The sequence below is a fragment of the Azospirillum sp. OGB3 genome (assembly GCF_014192915.1).
Taxonomy (GTDB): Bacteria; Pseudomonadota; Alphaproteobacteria; order Azospirillales; family Azospirillaceae; genus Azospirillum.
Genome location: NZ_JACHYN010000004.1, coordinates 181,291 through 197,872 on the forward strand (window position 1 = coordinate 181,291; position 16,582 = coordinate 197,872).

1 protein-coding gene is annotated in these 16,582 nt (G+C 69.8%); it reads right to left on the reverse strand.

The window, feature by feature from the left end; all coding sequences use genetic code 11:
• Positions 1-29 precede the first annotated feature (29 nt).
• On the reverse strand, positions 30-16,580 hold the full coding sequence (locus tag FHW79_RS11130) for a filamentous hemagglutinin N-terminal domain-containing protein (protein ID WP_183178976.1): 16,551 nt from the start codon (positions 16,578-16,580) through the stop codon (positions 30-32).
• Between the last annotated feature and the right edge of the window lie 2 nt (positions 16,581-16,582).

The following is a 16,582-nucleotide window of genomic DNA, read 5'->3' on the forward strand; positions in this document are numbered from 1 at the left end:
TAAAGGTCTGCTGGTGGAGAAGACGCGCCTCAGCGCGCCTCTTCCTTCTCCGTTTGCTGGTTGCCGGTGGCCGACGGCGCAGGGCCGGTGGTCAGGACTTCCGGCTGCGCGCCGGCGCGGGTGGTGTCCGGAGCAGTCCCGGCGCCGGTCGAACCGCCCACTCCCGAACCGCCCACTCCCGAACCGGTAGACAGAACCTCCGGCTGGAACCCAGCGCCGGCCAGGGTCAGAACCTGCGGCGCGGCGTAGGCGGCCAGGGCGTTCGGCGTGAGGCCGCCGCGGGTCACCGTGCCGGTGAACAGGCTGGTGACGCCCGGGGTGCTGGGGACCGGAACGACGACCACGACGGTGGCGGCGACCCGGCTGATCTGCTGCGTCGGACCCCAGGGGGTGTTGTTGATGAAGTACGGCGCCGCGCGCAGCGGGCTGTCGATCGCACTGGCGGCCAACGCGTCCGTCTTGCCGGCGATGGTGCCGAACATCCGGGCAGACCCGGCCTTGGGGACGGTCAGGCTCAGCACGTCGATCTTCTGCAAGGCGGTCCCGGTCTCCTGTCCGATGAGCAGCGCCCCGCCGTCGGACGCCATGGTCAGCATGGTGGCCTTGCCCTGGAGCCCCGCCATGGTGATGGGGCCGCCCGCCGCGATGGACGCCTCGCCGTCCGGCAGGGACGCCACGGCGCCCAGCGTGATCGGGCCGGTCTTGGCCGTGATGCTGGCCGGCAGAACAATGCCCGATCCACCGGATTGGGTAAAGGCCCCCTCCGTGACAACCGTGGCATCACGCCCGAAGGTCACCGTGCCGTTCCCATCGGTCGTGACGATGGCCAGGGACCCCGCGCTGTTCACCGCCGCGCCGAAGGTGAAGCCGGCGCCGGTCAGGCGCAGGCCGTCCGTCCCGGTCGCGGTCAGCGCCTTGGCGAAGCGGATCTCGCCGCCCGTCGTCTGGGTCAGCGAGCGCACGGTCACCGCGCCGTCGTAGAAGACGCCGCCCGAGCTGCGGACCGTGACGTCGCCCATCAGGCCCGACGCGCCGATGTCTCCCGCCGCCCGGATGGACGCGCCGGTCAGCGCCAGCGCCGAACGGTTGGCGCTGTCGACGGCCCCGCCGAACACCAGCTCGCCGCCGGTGCTGGTCAGCGCGCTGGCGCCGGCCACCGTCAGGGCGCCGCCGAAGCGCTGGGTCCCGGTGGTGGTGACGGTGGCGCCGTCCAGGCGGGTGCCGCCGTTGACGACGATCTGCCGCAGGGCGCCGGTTTCGCCGAAGACCCCGGCCAGAACGGCGTCGCCGTCGATGGTCAGCCCCTGCACCCCGGCGTTGGCAGCGTTGCCGCCGTTCAGCAGGGACACGCTCCCGCCCGTCAGGACGGTGTCGGTCCCCAGCGTCACTGCGCCGTCGTAGCTCTGCTCGGCCAGGGTGGTCACCGCGCCACCGTTGAGGGCGGCGGTGCCGGTCACAGACAGGCGGCTCAGCGCCTGGGTGCCACCGATGGCGCCGTTGACGACGGCGTTGCCGGCGATGGTCAGCCCCTGGCCGCCGCGGGTGGCGGCGTCCAGTCCGCCGGCCAGCACGACGGTGCTGGCGGTCAGGCGGGTATCGGTCCCCAGCACGGCGCGTTCGCCGTAGGTCTGGGTGCCGGTGGTGTCGACGAAGCCGCCGTTGAGGGCCAGCGTCCCCGCCTCGTCGGTGACGACCGAGGCCGCGCGGACCGACTGGGCGAAGCGGGTCTGGCCGGCGCTGTTCACCGCCAGGGCGCCCAGCCGCTCCGTCCCGCCGACCACGCCGGCAAAGACGGCGTCGGCGAGCCCGGTGTTGACGGTCAGGGCCTGCCCGCCGTCCAGCGTTCCGGCGAAGGTGACGCCGGTGCCGCTCAGGGTGGACGCGGTGCCGGCCAGACGGACCGCGCCGTTGTAAGTCTGCGCCCCGCTGGTCACCGCGGTGGCGCCGGTCAGCCGCGTCTCGCCGCCGACCGTCAGCGCGGCCAGCGCCTGCCGGGCGCCGAGGGTGCCGGCGAGCGCCGCGTTGCCGGCGATGGTCAGGCTCTGACGGCCCGCCGTCGCCGCGTCAACGCTGCCGGACAGCGACACCTGGGTGCCGGTGAGGACGGTGTCGGTCCCCAGCGTCACCGCGTCGGCGTAGCTCTGCGCCCCGGTGGTGTCGACGCTGCCGCCGTTCAGGATGGTGATCCCGGTGGCGTCGGTGGCCAGCGAGGCCGCCTTGACCGCGCCGGTGATGGTGGTGGTGCCGCCGCCGTTGACCGTCAGCGCCCCCAGACGGCTGCTGCCGCCGACCGCACCGCCGAGCAGGATGTCGCCGCTGCCGCTGGTCAGCGTCAGCGCCCCGCCGCCGTCGAGGGTGGAGGCGAGGACGATCCCGCCGGTGCCGGTGATCCGGCTGTCGCCGCCCAGCGTCACCGCCTTCGCCGCTGTGAAGACCGTGCCGGCCTGATAGGCGCCGTTCAGGGTCACCGCGTCGTTGTAGGTCTGGGCGCCGCTGGTCGTCACCGAGGTGAGGCTGGTGGTGCCGTCGGCGTCGGTGGTCAGGCTGGCGAGCGCCGTCGTGTTGCCCACCGCGTCTTTGAACAGGGTGGTGCCGCTGCTGTTGACGGCCAGCGCCTGGGCGCCGTTCACCGTCCCGAAGAAGGTCACCGCGCCGCTGCCGGCGTTGACCGTGGCGGCCCCCGCCAGCGTCACCGGGCCGGCGACGGTGAAGGCGCCGTTGCCGGTGGCGTAGGTGCCCATCAGGCTGGTTTCCCCGCCGTAGCTCTGGACACCCGTGGTGGTCACGTCGACGAGGCTGGTGTAGCCCGTGCCGGTCGTCAGGCTGGCGAGCGCGGTCGTGCCGCCCACCGCCGCGTTGAACACCATCGCGCCGGTCGAGGTCGCCGTCAGCGCCTGGGCGCCGTTGACCGTCCCGTTGAAGGTGATCGTGCCGTAGCCCGCCTCCACAACCGTGGCCCCGGCCAGCGTCGTCGCACCGTTGACGGTGATCGGGCTGTTGGTCGAGCGGTAGGCGCCGTCCAGGGTCACCGCGTCGTTGTAGGTCTGGGCGCCGCTGGTCGTCACCGACGAGAGGCTGGTGGTGCCGTCGGCGTCGGTGGTCAGGCTGGCGAGCGCCGTCGTGTTGCCCACCGCGTCTTTGAACAGGGTGGTGCCGCTGCTGTTGACGGCCAGCGCCTGGGCGCCGTTCACCGTCCCGAAGAAGGTCACCGCGCCGCTGCCGGCGTTGACCGTGGCGGCCCCCGCCAGCGTCACCGGGCCGGCGACGGTGAAGGCGCCGTTGCCGGTGGCGTAGGTGCCCATCAGGCTGGTTTCCCCGCCGTAGCTCTGGACACCCGTGGTGGTCACGTCGACGAGGCTGGTGTAGCCCGTGCCGGTCGTCAGGCTGGCGAGCGCGGTCGTGCCGCCCACCGCCGCGTTGAACACCATCGCGCCGGTCGAGGTCGCCGTCAGCGCCTGGGCGCCGTTGACCGTCCCGTTGAAGGTGATCGTGCCGTAGCCCGCCTCCACAACCGTGGTCCCGGCCAGCGTCGTCGCACCGTTGACGGTGATCGGGCTGTTGGTCGAGCGGTAGGTGCCGTTCAGCGTCGTGGCGGCGCTATGGGTCTGGGCGCCCGTGGTGGTGACGTCCAGGAAGCTGACCGTTGCGCCCGCGGCGGTGGTCAGGCTGGCGAGCGCCGTCGTGCCGCCCACCGCCGCGTTGAACTGCGTCGTCCCCGTCCCGGCGATGGTCAACGCCTGGGCGCCATTCACCGTGCCGTTGAAGGTGGCCGTCCCGGCGTTCACCGTTGTCGCCCCGGCCAGCGTGGCCGCCGCGTTGGTCGTGACCGTACCGCCCGTGTAGGTGCCGTGGAGGGTGACCGCGTCGTTGTAGGTCTGCGCGCCCGTGGTGGTGACGTCGCGCAGGCTGCTGGTGCCGGTGGCGTCGGTGATCAGGCTGGCGAGCGCCGTCGTGCCGCCCACCGCGCCGGCGAACTGCGTCGTGCCCTTGTTGTTGACCGCCAGGGCGTGGGTGCCGTCCACGGTGCCCAGGAACAGGACGCTCGACCCGCCGTTCACCGTCGTGTCGCCGGCCAGCGTCGTCGTGCCGTTGGCGGTGAAGGCGGCGGCGCCGGTGGTGTAGGTGCCGTGGAGGGTGACCGCGTCGTTGTAGGTCTGCGCGCCCGTGGTGGTGACGTTGCGCAGGCTGCTGGTGCCGCCGGCGTCGGTGATCAGACTCGCCAGGGCCGTCGTGCCGCCCACCGCGCCAGCGAACTGAGTCGCGCCCTTGCTGTTGACGGCCAGCGCCTGGGCGCCGTCCACCGTGCCGGCGAACAACACCGCCCCGCCGATGACCGTCGTGTCACCAGCCAGCGTCGCTGCGCTGTTGGCGGTGAAGGCACCGCTTCCGGTGTTGTAGGTGCCGTCGAGCGTCACCGCGTCGTTGTAGGTCTGGGCGCCGGTGGTCGTCACCGATTTCACGCTGCTGGTGCCGCCCGCGTTGGTGGTCAGGCTGGCGAGCGCCGTCGTGCCGCCCACCACGCCGTTGAACTGCGCCATGCCCTGGTTGTTGACCGCCAGGGCATAGGCGCCGTCCACCGTGTTCATGAACACGACGCTCGACGTGCCGTTCACCGTCGTGTCGCCGGCCAGGGTCACCGCGCCGATGGCCGCAAAGACCGCACCGGTGGTGTAGGTGCCGTCAAGCGTCACCGTGCCGCTGTAGGTCTGGGCGCCGGTGGTCGTCACCGATTTCACGCTGGCCGTCCCGCCGGCGTCGATGGTCAGAGTCGTCAGCGCCGTCGTGCCGCCCACCGTGCCGGTGAACTGGGTCGCGCCGCTGCTGGTGATCACGAGCGAGTTGGCCCCGTTCACCGTGCCGCTGAACAGCACGTTTCCGCTGCCGGAGTTCACCGTGGTGCCGCCCGCCAGCGTCGTCGCGCCGGTCACCGTGAAGGCGCCGTTTCCGGTGGCGTAGGCGCCCTGAAGGCTGGTCGCGCCGGTGTAGGTCTGCGCCCCCGCCGTCGTCACGGCGCGCAGGCTGATGGTCCCGGCGGTGGCCGACAGATAAGCGAGGTTGCTGGCCGCCCCGCCCAGCGTCACGCCGCCCTGTGCGGCGTTCAAGGTCGCCCCGTACCCGCCGCCGTTCAGCGTGCCGCTCACCGACAGGTCGCCGCCGGTCGCGGTCACCGTGCGGTTGGCGCCCGACAGGGTCAGGTTCCCGGTGACGGTCACCGACTTGCCGGACAGCGCGCCGCTCACTGTGGTGTTGCCGGTGTAGGTCTGCGTGCCGGTGGTGGTGACGTTGCCCAGGGCGATGGTGGTGCCCTGCACCGTCACGCTCGCTCGGGTGTCGTCCGGCCCCGTGCTGCTCACCGCCTTGGCCAGGGTGACCCCACCGCCCGTGGAGACCAGGGAGATGGTGCCGCTGCCCCCGGCGGAGATGCCGGTGGTGGCGTTGCCGTCGCTGATGGCGCCGCTGGCGGTGACGGCGATGTCGCCGTTGGTGGTGGAGAGATTGCCCAGGGTGAAGCTGGTGCCGGCCAGATAGATTCCGCCCGTCCCGGTCACCGTCGCCGAGATGTTGGCGATGGTGCTGGTGAAGGCGGCGGAGCTGGTCCCGATTCCGGTGTTGGAGGTCAGGTCCAGCGTGCCGCCGGTCAGGCTGGTGCCGTTGCCGGTCAGCAGGCTGCCGCCCGCCGCCGACAGGGTGATGGTCCCGGTCGGTCCCGCGTTCACCGTGCCGACCGTCAGATCGCCCGAGGTCGCGGTCAGGCTGACCGTGCCGACTCCGGTCACCGAGGTCGCGGTCATGCCGGTGCTGCTGGTGGCGGTGACGGTGCCATTGGCGCCGAGGGTCGCCGCCGTCAGCGTGCCGGTGTTGTTGACGGTCAGGTTCTTGCCGGAGCCGGTCAGGCTGGCGTCGATGGTGCCGACGGTGGTGTTGAGGGTGGTGTCGCCGCCGTTGGAACCGCTGGCGAAGGTCAGCGAGCCCGCGGTGATCGACAGCGACCGCGGCGAGGCGCCCGCGGCCACCACATCGGTGGTGCCCTTCAGCGTCAGCGCGCCCGTGCCGAGGTTGATTGCCGCGGTCGGCAGGGTCAGCACCCCGCCGGACTGCAGCAGCAGGTTGCCGCTGGTCATCGACAGGCCGGCGCTGGCGTCCAGGTTGCCGGCGGTGCGGATGTAGGCGGACCCACCCGCCCCCAGGGTGACGAGGTTGTTCCCCAGCGTCAGCGCGGCGCCGTTGATGTTGTCGACCGAGATGACCGGCGTGGTACCGGTGGCGGTCAGGCCGGTCAGGCTGGACACGTTCAGCTTGACCGGCGTGCCGGCGCCGGTGGCGGCGTCGGTGACGGTGCCGATGCTGCCGCCGTTGGCGGTCAGGCTGGCCGAATGGCCGGTCACATGGGTGCCGTTGCCGCTGCCCAGGATGGAGCCGGCGGCGGTCAGCGCGACCGCTCCGTTGGTGGTGTTGGCCGACACCGACTGAACGGTCATCGTGCCGGCGGCCTCGATGATGACCGAGCCGCCGGAGGCGGTGGCCGAGGCGACGGTGACTCCGCTGCTGGTGGCGTCGGTGAGATAGATGCTGCCGGTGGCGCTCGCCAGGGTCAGGCTGCCGGTGGTGGTCTGGACCGACCGGCTGGAGGTGCCGACGCCCTTGTTGCCGGTCAGCGAAACCGAACCGCCGACGATCCGCGTCTCGGCAAGGCCGTCGTCATAGACGCCGCCGCCGCTGGAGTTGAGGGTAACCGCCCCGCTGCCGGCGTTGATGCCGCCGACGATGATGTCGGCGTCCGCCGCGGTGGAGGAGATCGTGATCGCCCCGCCGCCGGTGCTGGCGTTGACCACCTGGAGGCGGTCGCCGGCCTGCACGTCGATCTTGCCGCCGGTCGTCGCGGCATAGGCGAGCGCGGTGGCGCCGGTCGTGCTGAGATAGATGTCGCCCGACCCGCCGTTCGCCTGCACCTGGGCACCGCCCACGCCCACGCGGGCGGAGGAGGTGCCGATGCCGCCGGCGCCGTTCAGCGCCACCGTCTTGCCCGTGACCGCGGAGCCGCCGGTGGCGGCCAGGATCTTGCCGCCGTTGCCGGTGGCGCTCAGCGTGACCGAGCCGTTGTTGGCGCCAGCCGTCACCGTCCCGGCGGTGATGGAGCCGCCGGTCGAGGTCACGGTGATGCTGTTGCCCGCCGCGTCGGTGGCGATGGCGACGTCGGTCAGCGTGATGTTGCCGCTGCCCGACACCACCACCGGACCGTTCTGGACGGCGGCGCTCAGCCCGCCCGACAGAGACCCGGCGATGTTCAGATAGACGCCGCCCGCGCCCGTGACGTTGGTGGTCAGCGCCCCGCTGCTGGACGTCGTGACCTTGAACGCCGAGTCCACCGTTCCGACGCCGGCCCCCGCCGTCAGCGTGGCGCTGCCGGTGCCGAGGCTCAGGCTGGAGCCGCCGCTGAGGATCCGGCCGGTCGTCGCCGTCAGGGTCAGCGCCTTGGTGGTGTCGTAGGAGAGGTTGGAGACGGTCAGGTCGCCGGTCGCCGCGATCACCGTCAGGGCGCCGCCCGTGGTGATGGAGCTGAGATTCAGTCCCGCCGCGTTCTTCACGAACAGGCCGCCGGAGCCGCTGCTGGCGGTCAGGCTGGACACGTTCATGCCCAGCGCCGTGGCGCTGGTGCCGATGGAGCTGCTGTTGCCCTGCTCGTTGGTCTTCTTCTGGGCGTCCAGCTTCAGCGAACCGGCGGTGATGGAGGAGCTGCTGTTCACCGCCGTGATGCTGCCGGCGGTCGCGCTGTTGCCCGTTGCCGTCAGGCTGACCGTGCTGGAAGCGCCCGTATCGACCGTGCCGATGGCGATCGCCCCCGGCGCCTTGAAGGTGAAGTCCAGGCCGGTGCTGTCCGTCAGCGTGGTGAAGGTGGTGGTGCCGCCGCTGTCCGTGACGTTCCAGTTCAGGTTGGTCGCCGTCAGGCTCATCGTGCCGGACGTGGTAGTGCCGGTGGACGGCGTGCGGTCGATGGTCAGCTTGGCGAGGTCGAGCGTGTCGGCAATGTTGAACGTGCCGGGCGTCTTGATCGTCAGATCGGTCGTCGCGACGTTGAGCGTGGAGCCCGTGTCGGCTATGCCGCCCTTGATCGCGGACAGCTCGACGCTGCCGCCGGACACCAGATTGCCGCTGTTGGCGCGGATATTGCCATCGTTGCTGGTCAGCGTCACCGACCCAGTCGTGGTGATGGTGCCGGCGGTCAGGAGGCCGGCCCCCGAGGAGCCGGTGGACAGCGTGATCGCACCGCCACCGGTGCTCACCACCGACTGGGCGATCAGGCTCTTGCTCTCCGACACCGCAATGCTGCCGGCGGCGCTCGCAGTCAGCGTGGTGCTGGTGGAATTGGCCTGCGTCGAGATGGCGGTGACGTTGCCGATGGACCCGGCCGCCGTCAGATTGACCAGATTGCTGCCGCTGATCGTGCCGCTGAGGATCGAGCCGCCCTGATTGTTGATGACCGCGTTGGCGCCGCCCATGGAGATCGAGCCGAGCGCGATGTCGCCGGTCGAGTTGTTCAAGGTCAGCGCGCCGGCCAAGCTCATGGAGTCGATGACCGTCGAGCCGTGCAGGTTGATCACGGCGCCATTGTTGGCGTTCACCGTCAGGTTGCCGGTGGTGATGCTGATGAACTCACCTCCCTGCGCACCGACCACGTTGGAGGAGGACGTCAAGCTCGCGACGCCGGCGTTGATCTTGACGACGGAATGGCCGTTCCCGACGATGCCAGGGTCCGCGATCAGGGCGATCGTGCCGGTCTTGCCGACGTCCAGGCCGCCGACGACCAACTTGCGGTGGCTGTCGAAGGTGAAGCGCACCCCGCTGGCGTCGGTCAGCGAGGCCAGCGCCGTCTGGGTGCTGCTCTCGGCGCCGATCAGCGCGATGGCCGTGCCCGTCGTGCTGACCGAGGTCAGGTTGTAGGTGCGGTTGTCGATGCTGGACGAGGTGCTCTTGATCTTCAGCGCGCCGATGCGGGTGTCGGATTCGACGTAGAGATCGCCCTTCACGTTGAAGGTCGCGGACGACGCCGACAGGTGGATCTTGTTGCTGGAGGAGCCGATGGCGCCGCCGCCGCTGCTCAGGGTCGCGGTGCCCGCGGTGATGCGGTTGGCCGGGTTGCCCACGTTCGCCGAGGCGGCGCCCAGGATGTTTCCGGCGCTGGTCAGGTCGACGGTGCCCCAGTTCTGCACGTTCAGCGTGCCGATGGACAGCGCGTGCTTGGTGTCCAGCTTGAACGCAAGACCGGTGGTGTCGGTCAGGTTGCTCAGCGTGGTGGTAGTGCCGTCGTCCGTCATGGTGAAGACGAGCTGCGGCGCGGTGATCTGATAGGTGCCGGCACCGGTCGTCCGCGAGCTGGTCAGGGACAGCGCGGTCAGATCCCGGCCGTTGTCCACGAAGGCGTCGGTCGCTGTGGTCAGCGCCAGCGTGTCGGCCATCGTCGCGATGTGGTTGGACGACGATCCCGCCTGACCGATGCCGCCGGTCGCGGTGAGGGTGACCGTGCCGGCGGTCACCAGCGAGCTGCCGTTGCTGAGGATGTCCTTGCCAGTGCCGGTGGTCTCGATGGTCACATTGCGGGCGAGGCCGCCGTTGATCGTTCCCAGCGCGACGCTGTTGTCGCTCTTGAACGAGAAGTCGAGGCCGCTCGCGTCCACGACGCTGCCGAGGGTGTACTGGCTGCCGGTGTTGCTGTCGGCCAGCGCGAAGGTCAGGCCTTCCGACCGGATGTCGTAGACGTTCTGCGCGCCGGTCGAGGCGTGCCTGACATCCAGGCTGAGGGCGTGCAGGTCAACGCTGTTCGTCAGATAGACATTGCGCCCGGCGGTTACCTGCAGGGTCCGCGTCTCGGTCAGCAGCGGCGTGCCGGACGCCCCGATGGAGCCCCCTTCGACCGTCAGCGTCACCCTGTCCGCGCTCAGCGGCTTGGTTCCGGACTGCAGCAGCGACCCGTTGCTGGTCACCTTGATGTCCGCCGAGGAACCGGCCTTCACATCCTTCAGCGTCAGGGTGCCGGTGTTGCTGAGCGTCAGCGATCCCGTCAGATTGGCCGACAGCGTGCCGACCTGGGTGGTGAAGTACGAGCTGCTGCCGTTGGTGTGGCCGACGCTCGTCGCCGTCAGGGTGAGGCTGCCCGCGGTGATCGCGGAGCCGCTGCTGTTCGAGGCGTTGATGGCGGACGTGCCGGAATTGGCCGTCAGGTCGACGGTGCCGCTGTTCCCGACATCGATCTTGGCGATCCGCAGGGCCTTGTCGTTGCTGATGTTCAGCTTCAGCCCGCTCTGGGTGACGTTCGTCACCGTCAGACCGTCCTGCGTCGTCGCATCGCTGAAGGACGCGGTCAGGCCGGTCGAGCTGATGGAATAGGTGTTGCTGCCCCCGCCGGACTTGTTGTGCCGGAAGTCCAGAGTCAGATCGGTCAGGGTCGTGTTGTTGCTGACCGTCACGTTGCCGCCCGACGTGATGGACAGCTTCTGTGTGCTGGTCAGCACCTGGTTGGTGCCGCCGACGTTGCCGTTGCCGCCGGTCGCGGTCAGGGAGACCGAGCCCGCCGTGATCGTGCCCGACCCGTTGATCGACGGACCGCCGGACGCGCCCGAAGCCGACCCGGTGGAAATCAGCGTCACCGAACCGGTGGAACTGGTGCCGGCGTCGATGGTGCCGGCCACGATGCCGCGATCCACGCTGTAGCGCAGATTCATGCTGCCGTTACTCGGCGTGGACAGGCCCAGCGTCTGGATGCCGTTGGCTTCCGTCACCGTGAAGCTGCGGTTGGAGCCGAGGGCGTTGAACTGATAGGTGCCCGCGGTGGTCGACGTCTTGTGCGTGACGGTGACGTCCAGCGCGGTCAGCGCGGCGTTGCTGTTGTTGATGTAGAGGTCGCCGTTGCTCACCAGGGTCAGCGACGCGGCAGAGGTCTTCACCGCCCGCGTGCTGGTGCCGATGGAACCGCCGTTGGTGCCGGTGCCGTTGGCCGACAGGGTGACGGAGGACGCCGCGATGGTCCCCCCGCCCGCCATGGTGATCGTCGAGTTCTCCCCGCCGCCGCTGGTCGTCAGGCTGACCGAGCCGCCGCCGGCGACGATCTCGGAAACCACGATGTGCTTCTTGCCGGTGAAGCTGAAGTTGCTGTTGCCCGCACCCGTGATGTCGATCGTGTGCGTCGTGCCGCTGTCGGTCAGCGTGTAGATCTGCGCACCGGTGCTGCCGATGGAGAAGGTGCTCTTGGTTGCGGAGGTCGTGGTGGCGTTCGTGCTGGTGATCGCCAAGCTGTTGAAGGCACGCCCGTTGTTGTCGACGTAGATGTCGCGTCCCGAAGTCACCGACAGGTCGCCGGTGTCGAGGCTGATAGCCCCGTAGAGGGTCGAATCACCGATGGAGGAGGAGGTCCCCGCCTCCAGCGACACCTTGCCGGCGGTGATCTTGCTGCCGTTGCCGGTGTTGGTGACGCCGCTGGACGAGACGATTGCGACGCTGCCGCCCGTTCCGACGTTGACGGTGCCGACCTTGATCGCACGCGACGAATTGAAGGCGAAGTTCAGCGCCGTGTTGCTGGTGACGGTCTGGATCGTGGACTGCGACGAGCTGTCCGACAGGGTGAAGACCTGCCCGTTGACCGTGCTGATCCCGATGGTGCCGCCGGAGTAGGAGCCGCGCGTCAGGGCGAGGTCGGTCAGCGCCATCGTGTTGGTGATGCCGATGGAGCCGCCCGTCGTGATCGACAGGTTCGCCGTCGCCAGATTCAGCGCGTTGGTGCCGCCGACGCTTCCATTGGCGCTCAGGACCACCTTATCGGCGGCGATGAGCGTCGTATTGTCCGAATCATCCTGGATGCTGCCGCTGGTGTTCGTCAGCGTGACCGTTCCGGTGCCGTTGTTGGCGTTGACCGACCCGACGGTCATGACGCCGTTGGACTTCGTGACGGTGATGTCGCCGCCGGCCGTCAGGCTGTTCAGCTCGGTCGGGCCGGTGCCCAGGCCGAGCCACATCGAACCGCCGGCGGTGGCCGCGACCGTGCCGGCGTTCACGCTCACCGCCTTGTCCGACGAGCCGATGCTCTTCCCGGCGGTCAGGGTCACCGTGCCGGTGGAGCTCGCGCGCAACGTGGCGTTGTTCGGGTTCAGGATCGACCCGTTGGTCGCCGTGACCGTGATGTCGCTGCTGCTGCTGGAGGTGAAACTGGAGCCGAAGGCGATGTCGCCCCAGGTCGCCGTCACCACGATGGGGTTGTCGGCGGCGCTGAAGAATTTGTCGCCCAGCGTGATGAGGTTCTTCTGGTTGTTGACGCCCGTGGAGGTCGGCAGGGTGATGTAGATTCCGCCGTCCGACGCTCGGGCGTTCAGGACGGGGGTGACGACGTCCAGATACTCGGTGCCCGTGCCGCTGCCGATGCCCTTGCTGGCGACCAGATTGACCGAGCCGGCCAGCACCACCGTGGTCTTCGATCCATCGTCCAGGATCGAGCCGTTCGTCGTCTCGGCATTGAAGATGCTGTAGGTTTCGCTGGGCGAGGGCGTCCCGTTGTCGGAAAGGACGCCGTTCTTGTAGGTCAGATCCACCCGGCCCAACCGGATGTCGCGGTCGCCCTTGAAGGAGAAGATCTGGCCGGTGGTGTCGACCAGCGTGCGCAGCAGATAGCCGTTGGTGGCGTCGTCGGTCAGGTCGAAGGTGAGGTTCGGCGCGGTGATCGAGTAGCTGTTCACCACCGTCGTGTCGGCATGCGTGCTGGTGACGGTCAGCTCCGCCATGTCGGACAGGTTGGTGACGTGCAGATTGCCGCCGGTGGTCAGCGTCAACTTCGTGGCGTTGAGCCCTAGCGGAGCGGAGACGTCGCCCAGGCTGCCCGACGCGGCGCTCAGCGTCACGGTGTCGGCGTTGATCCGCGTGTTCATGCTGCCGTCGTCGCGGATGCCGCCGGTGGTGGAGGTCAGCGTGACCTTGCCGCCCACCCCCACCGTGGCCAGATCGCCGACGATCAGGTCGATGTCGCTGTTGAAGCTGAGGGTGGACAGCTTCGGGCTGCCGATCGCTTCCAGAATGGTCGCGGTGCCGTTGTCGCCGACCACGAAGTTGAAGTATTCGGAGGTCAGTTCCAGCGCGTTGGCGGCCCCGCCGACGTGGCGGTTGGTGATCGACAGGCCGGTCAGGATCACGCCGCTGTTGTCGAGATACAGATCCCCGACGTTGCTCAGCGTCAGCGACCCCGTCGAGGTGCGCAGATGGGTGCCGGAGCTCCCGATGGCGCCGTCCGTGCTCAGGCTGATGATGCCGGCGGACAGCCGGTTGCTGGAGTCCTTGCCCAGGATGGCGCCGCCGGTCGCCGTCACGGCGATCCCGCCGGAGTTCGACGCCTTGATCGTTCCCAGCGTGGCGGCACCGCCGGTGACGGTGAGCGAGACCGACGTGCCGGCGGAGGTGATGTTGTCCACCGTTACGGCACCGGTCTGCATGACCGTGACGTTGCCTGCGTTGTTGGTGACCGTCAGCCGCTTCGCCGCGGTGTTCACCATCACGGTGGAGGTGTTGCCCCCGGCGGCGAGGGTGACGTTGTCGCCGGTGATCGTGCCGGACAAGCCGGAGATGCTGCCGTTGGCGGTCGTCAGGGTGACGTTGCCGTTGGCCCCGGCATTGACCGTGGTCGTGGTGATGTCGGACACCGTGCCGTTCGCCGTGACGGCGATGCTGCTGGTCCCGTTGGCGCTGGTGATCGTCCCGATGGTGGTCGTGCCGCCGGTGGTGATCGCGACGTCGCCGTTGGTCGAGACGATGGAACCCAGCACAGCCGAGCCCGACGTCGTCAGGAACACCCCGCCCGCGCCGGAGGTGGCGTCGATGTTGTAGGAGCCGGCGGTCAGGGCCGTGCCGCTGGTGCCGATGCTGCCGGCAGCGTTCAGGACCAAGCTGTAGGAACTGATGGTGGTCGAGGCGTCGGCGTCGTTCAGGATGCTGCCGCCGCTGCTGGTCAGGGTCAGCGTGTTGCTGCCGCTGGCCACCGCGCCGACCGTCAGGTTGCCGGTGGCCGTGATGGTGGTAAAGCCGCCGCTGGTCAGATTGGCCAGGGACAGCGCGCCGGTGCTCGACAGGTTGATGCCGCCGCTGCCGGCCGTGGCGGTCAGGCTGCCGCCGGCGGTGTTCAGAGCCTGCGACGACGTGCCGATGGCACCGTTGCTGCCCGACGAGCCTTTGGCCGTCAGCGTCAGCACGCCGCCGGTCAGCAGGCTTGCGCCCGTGCCGGTGATGTTGCCGGCGGTGCTGGTCAGCGCGACGGCCCCCGGTCCGGCGCTGACCGTGCCGACCAGGATGTTCCGGTCGCTGCGGAAGGCGAAGCTGTTCAGGCCGCCGGCCTGCCCGACCGTGTCGAGCGCGGTGCCGCCGGCCGAATCGGTGACGGTGAAGGTCAGGCCCGTGGAGGCCAGGAAGAACTGGCTGTCGGCCCCGACCGTCCGGTGGGTGCTGGTGATCGAGAGGTCGGTCAGCGTCCGGTCGTTGGTGACGAACAGGTTGCCGCCGGTGACCAGGGAGAGCTGGCTGCTGCTGGTCGAAACCGCAGCACCGGTCGCGCCGATGTCGCCGCCGGCGGTCAGGGTGACCGGGCCGCCGACGATCCGGCCGGCGTCCAGCGCGCTCAGCGACCCGCTCTGGGCGCTCACGGAGACCGCCCCGGCGCTTCCCGAAACCGGCGTGGTGTCGATCAGGTTGGCGAGTTGGACATTGTTGGTGGCCGTCAGCCGCACCGCGCCGCCGCGGGTCGTCAGCTTCCCGATGTTGGTCAGGCTGCTGGCCATGCCGTTGGCTTCCAGCACGATGTCGCCGCCGTTGGTGCGGATCTCGTAGCTGGCGTCGGTGAAGGCGATGCCGCTGCTGGTCAGCGACCGCAGGGTGAAGCTGTGGCCGGCGATGGTCTGAAGGTCGAGGCTGGTCTCCACCGTGATGAGGCCCGAGGCCTCGAGCACGATGTTCGCGTTGCCGGCGATGCTTTCCAGCACCTGCTTGGACACCGTGTTGACGGCGTCGCCGCTGCCCAGGTTGGGATCGTTGACGCCGATCGTGCCGTCCGCCGCGGCGCCGTCCTGGCTGCCACTGGCGGAGCTGACGATGCGCAGGCTTTCCGGGTCGAGCAGGAAGGTGCCGGCCGCGCCCTTGGGCGCGGTCAGGTCGACGCTGCCGGTCAGCGTGATGTCCTTGTGGCTGGACACCTCGGCGAAGCCGCCGTCGCCGCCCTCGGCGCCGCCGCGGGCGGAGATCTTACCGGCGTGCTTCGTGCTTTTCTGCGACAGCACCGTCACGCTGCCGCCCTTGCCCGACTTCACGGCGTCGGCGGACAGGGTGGCGCCGGCCTCGACCGTCACCTTGTCCGACCAGGTGCCGGAGCGGCCCGTCTTGCTGCCGATGGCGACTTCGCCGCCGCCCTTGCTGCCGGAGGCGTCGACGCGGGCGTTCTTCTTCACGGCGATCTCGGCGCCGGTGGCGACGACGGTGCCGCCGGTCTGCCCCTCCCCGCGCCCGCTGGCGTCGACGGTGCCGCCGATGGTGACCTTGCCGGTGTCGCCGCCCGACAGGACGATCTTGCCGTTGGCGCTGCCGACCGAGGTGGCCTTGATGACGCCGTCGGTGTTGATGACGTTGTCGATCACGCCCTTCACGGCGCGCGCCGACAGGGTGACGCTGCCGCCCTCGGCGGCGATCTCGCCGGAATTGACGACCAGCGCCGCGACCGGCTTGCCGTCCGCGTCCTTCGCCACCGTCTTCACGGCGGAGCTGGCGTCGAAGCTGATCAGCCCGTCGCCGTGGAAGTCGAGCGTGAAGGTCTCGGCACCGCCCAGCGCCACCTTGCCCAGCTTCGCGCGGATGACGCCGGAGTTGCGGACGTGCGGGGCCACCAGGGCGGCCAGGCCGCTCTCCTTGACGGTGATGTCGCCCTCGTTGACCACCATGGCGTTCGGCTTGGTGGAGGCCTGGTCGAACTGGTACTTGCCCGCCATGAAGTTGGCGTCGGAGATGTTGGCGGTGGTCGCCACCAGCCCGCCGACGTCCACCTTCGCCCCGGCGCCGATCACCACGCCGTTGGGGTTGACCAGCATGACCGTGCCGTTGGCCGACAGGCTGCCCATGATCTTGGACGGGTCGTTGCCGGTGACCCGGTTCAGCGTGACGCTGGAGGCCGACGGCTGCTGGAAGGTGACCTTCTCACCGGCGTCGATGCTGAAGGACTTCCAGTTGATGATGGCCTTGTCGGTGGACTGCAGGATCTCCATCGACTTCGGGGTCGCCGACTGGATGGTCGCCGCGCCCGCGGTGACGGTGCCTTCCAGCGGGTTGGCGTAGGCCGCGCCCGCGAACAGCGTGGACAGCGCTAGACCGATCACGCTGCGCAGCGCCAGCCGCGCGACGTCGATGCCGCCCTTGGCCTTCGCCGCGCGGCGCTGGCGCCGGGTGCCGCCGCCGCGCTGGGGCGCCTCCGTGGCGGAGGACAGCAGCAGCCGCTGGCGCAGCGTCTGGCGGTTGCGGCGCGCGCCGGGAATCTCGGTGATGCCGGAGGTGGTGGTGAGGTTGCTCTTGCCCATGT

Excerpts from the sequence above, each read along its gene's own strand:
- FHW79_RS11130 (WP_183178976.1), bottom strand. The coding sequence starts at position 16,580 with ATGGGCAAGAGCAACCTCACCACCACCTCCGGCATCACCGAGATTCCC.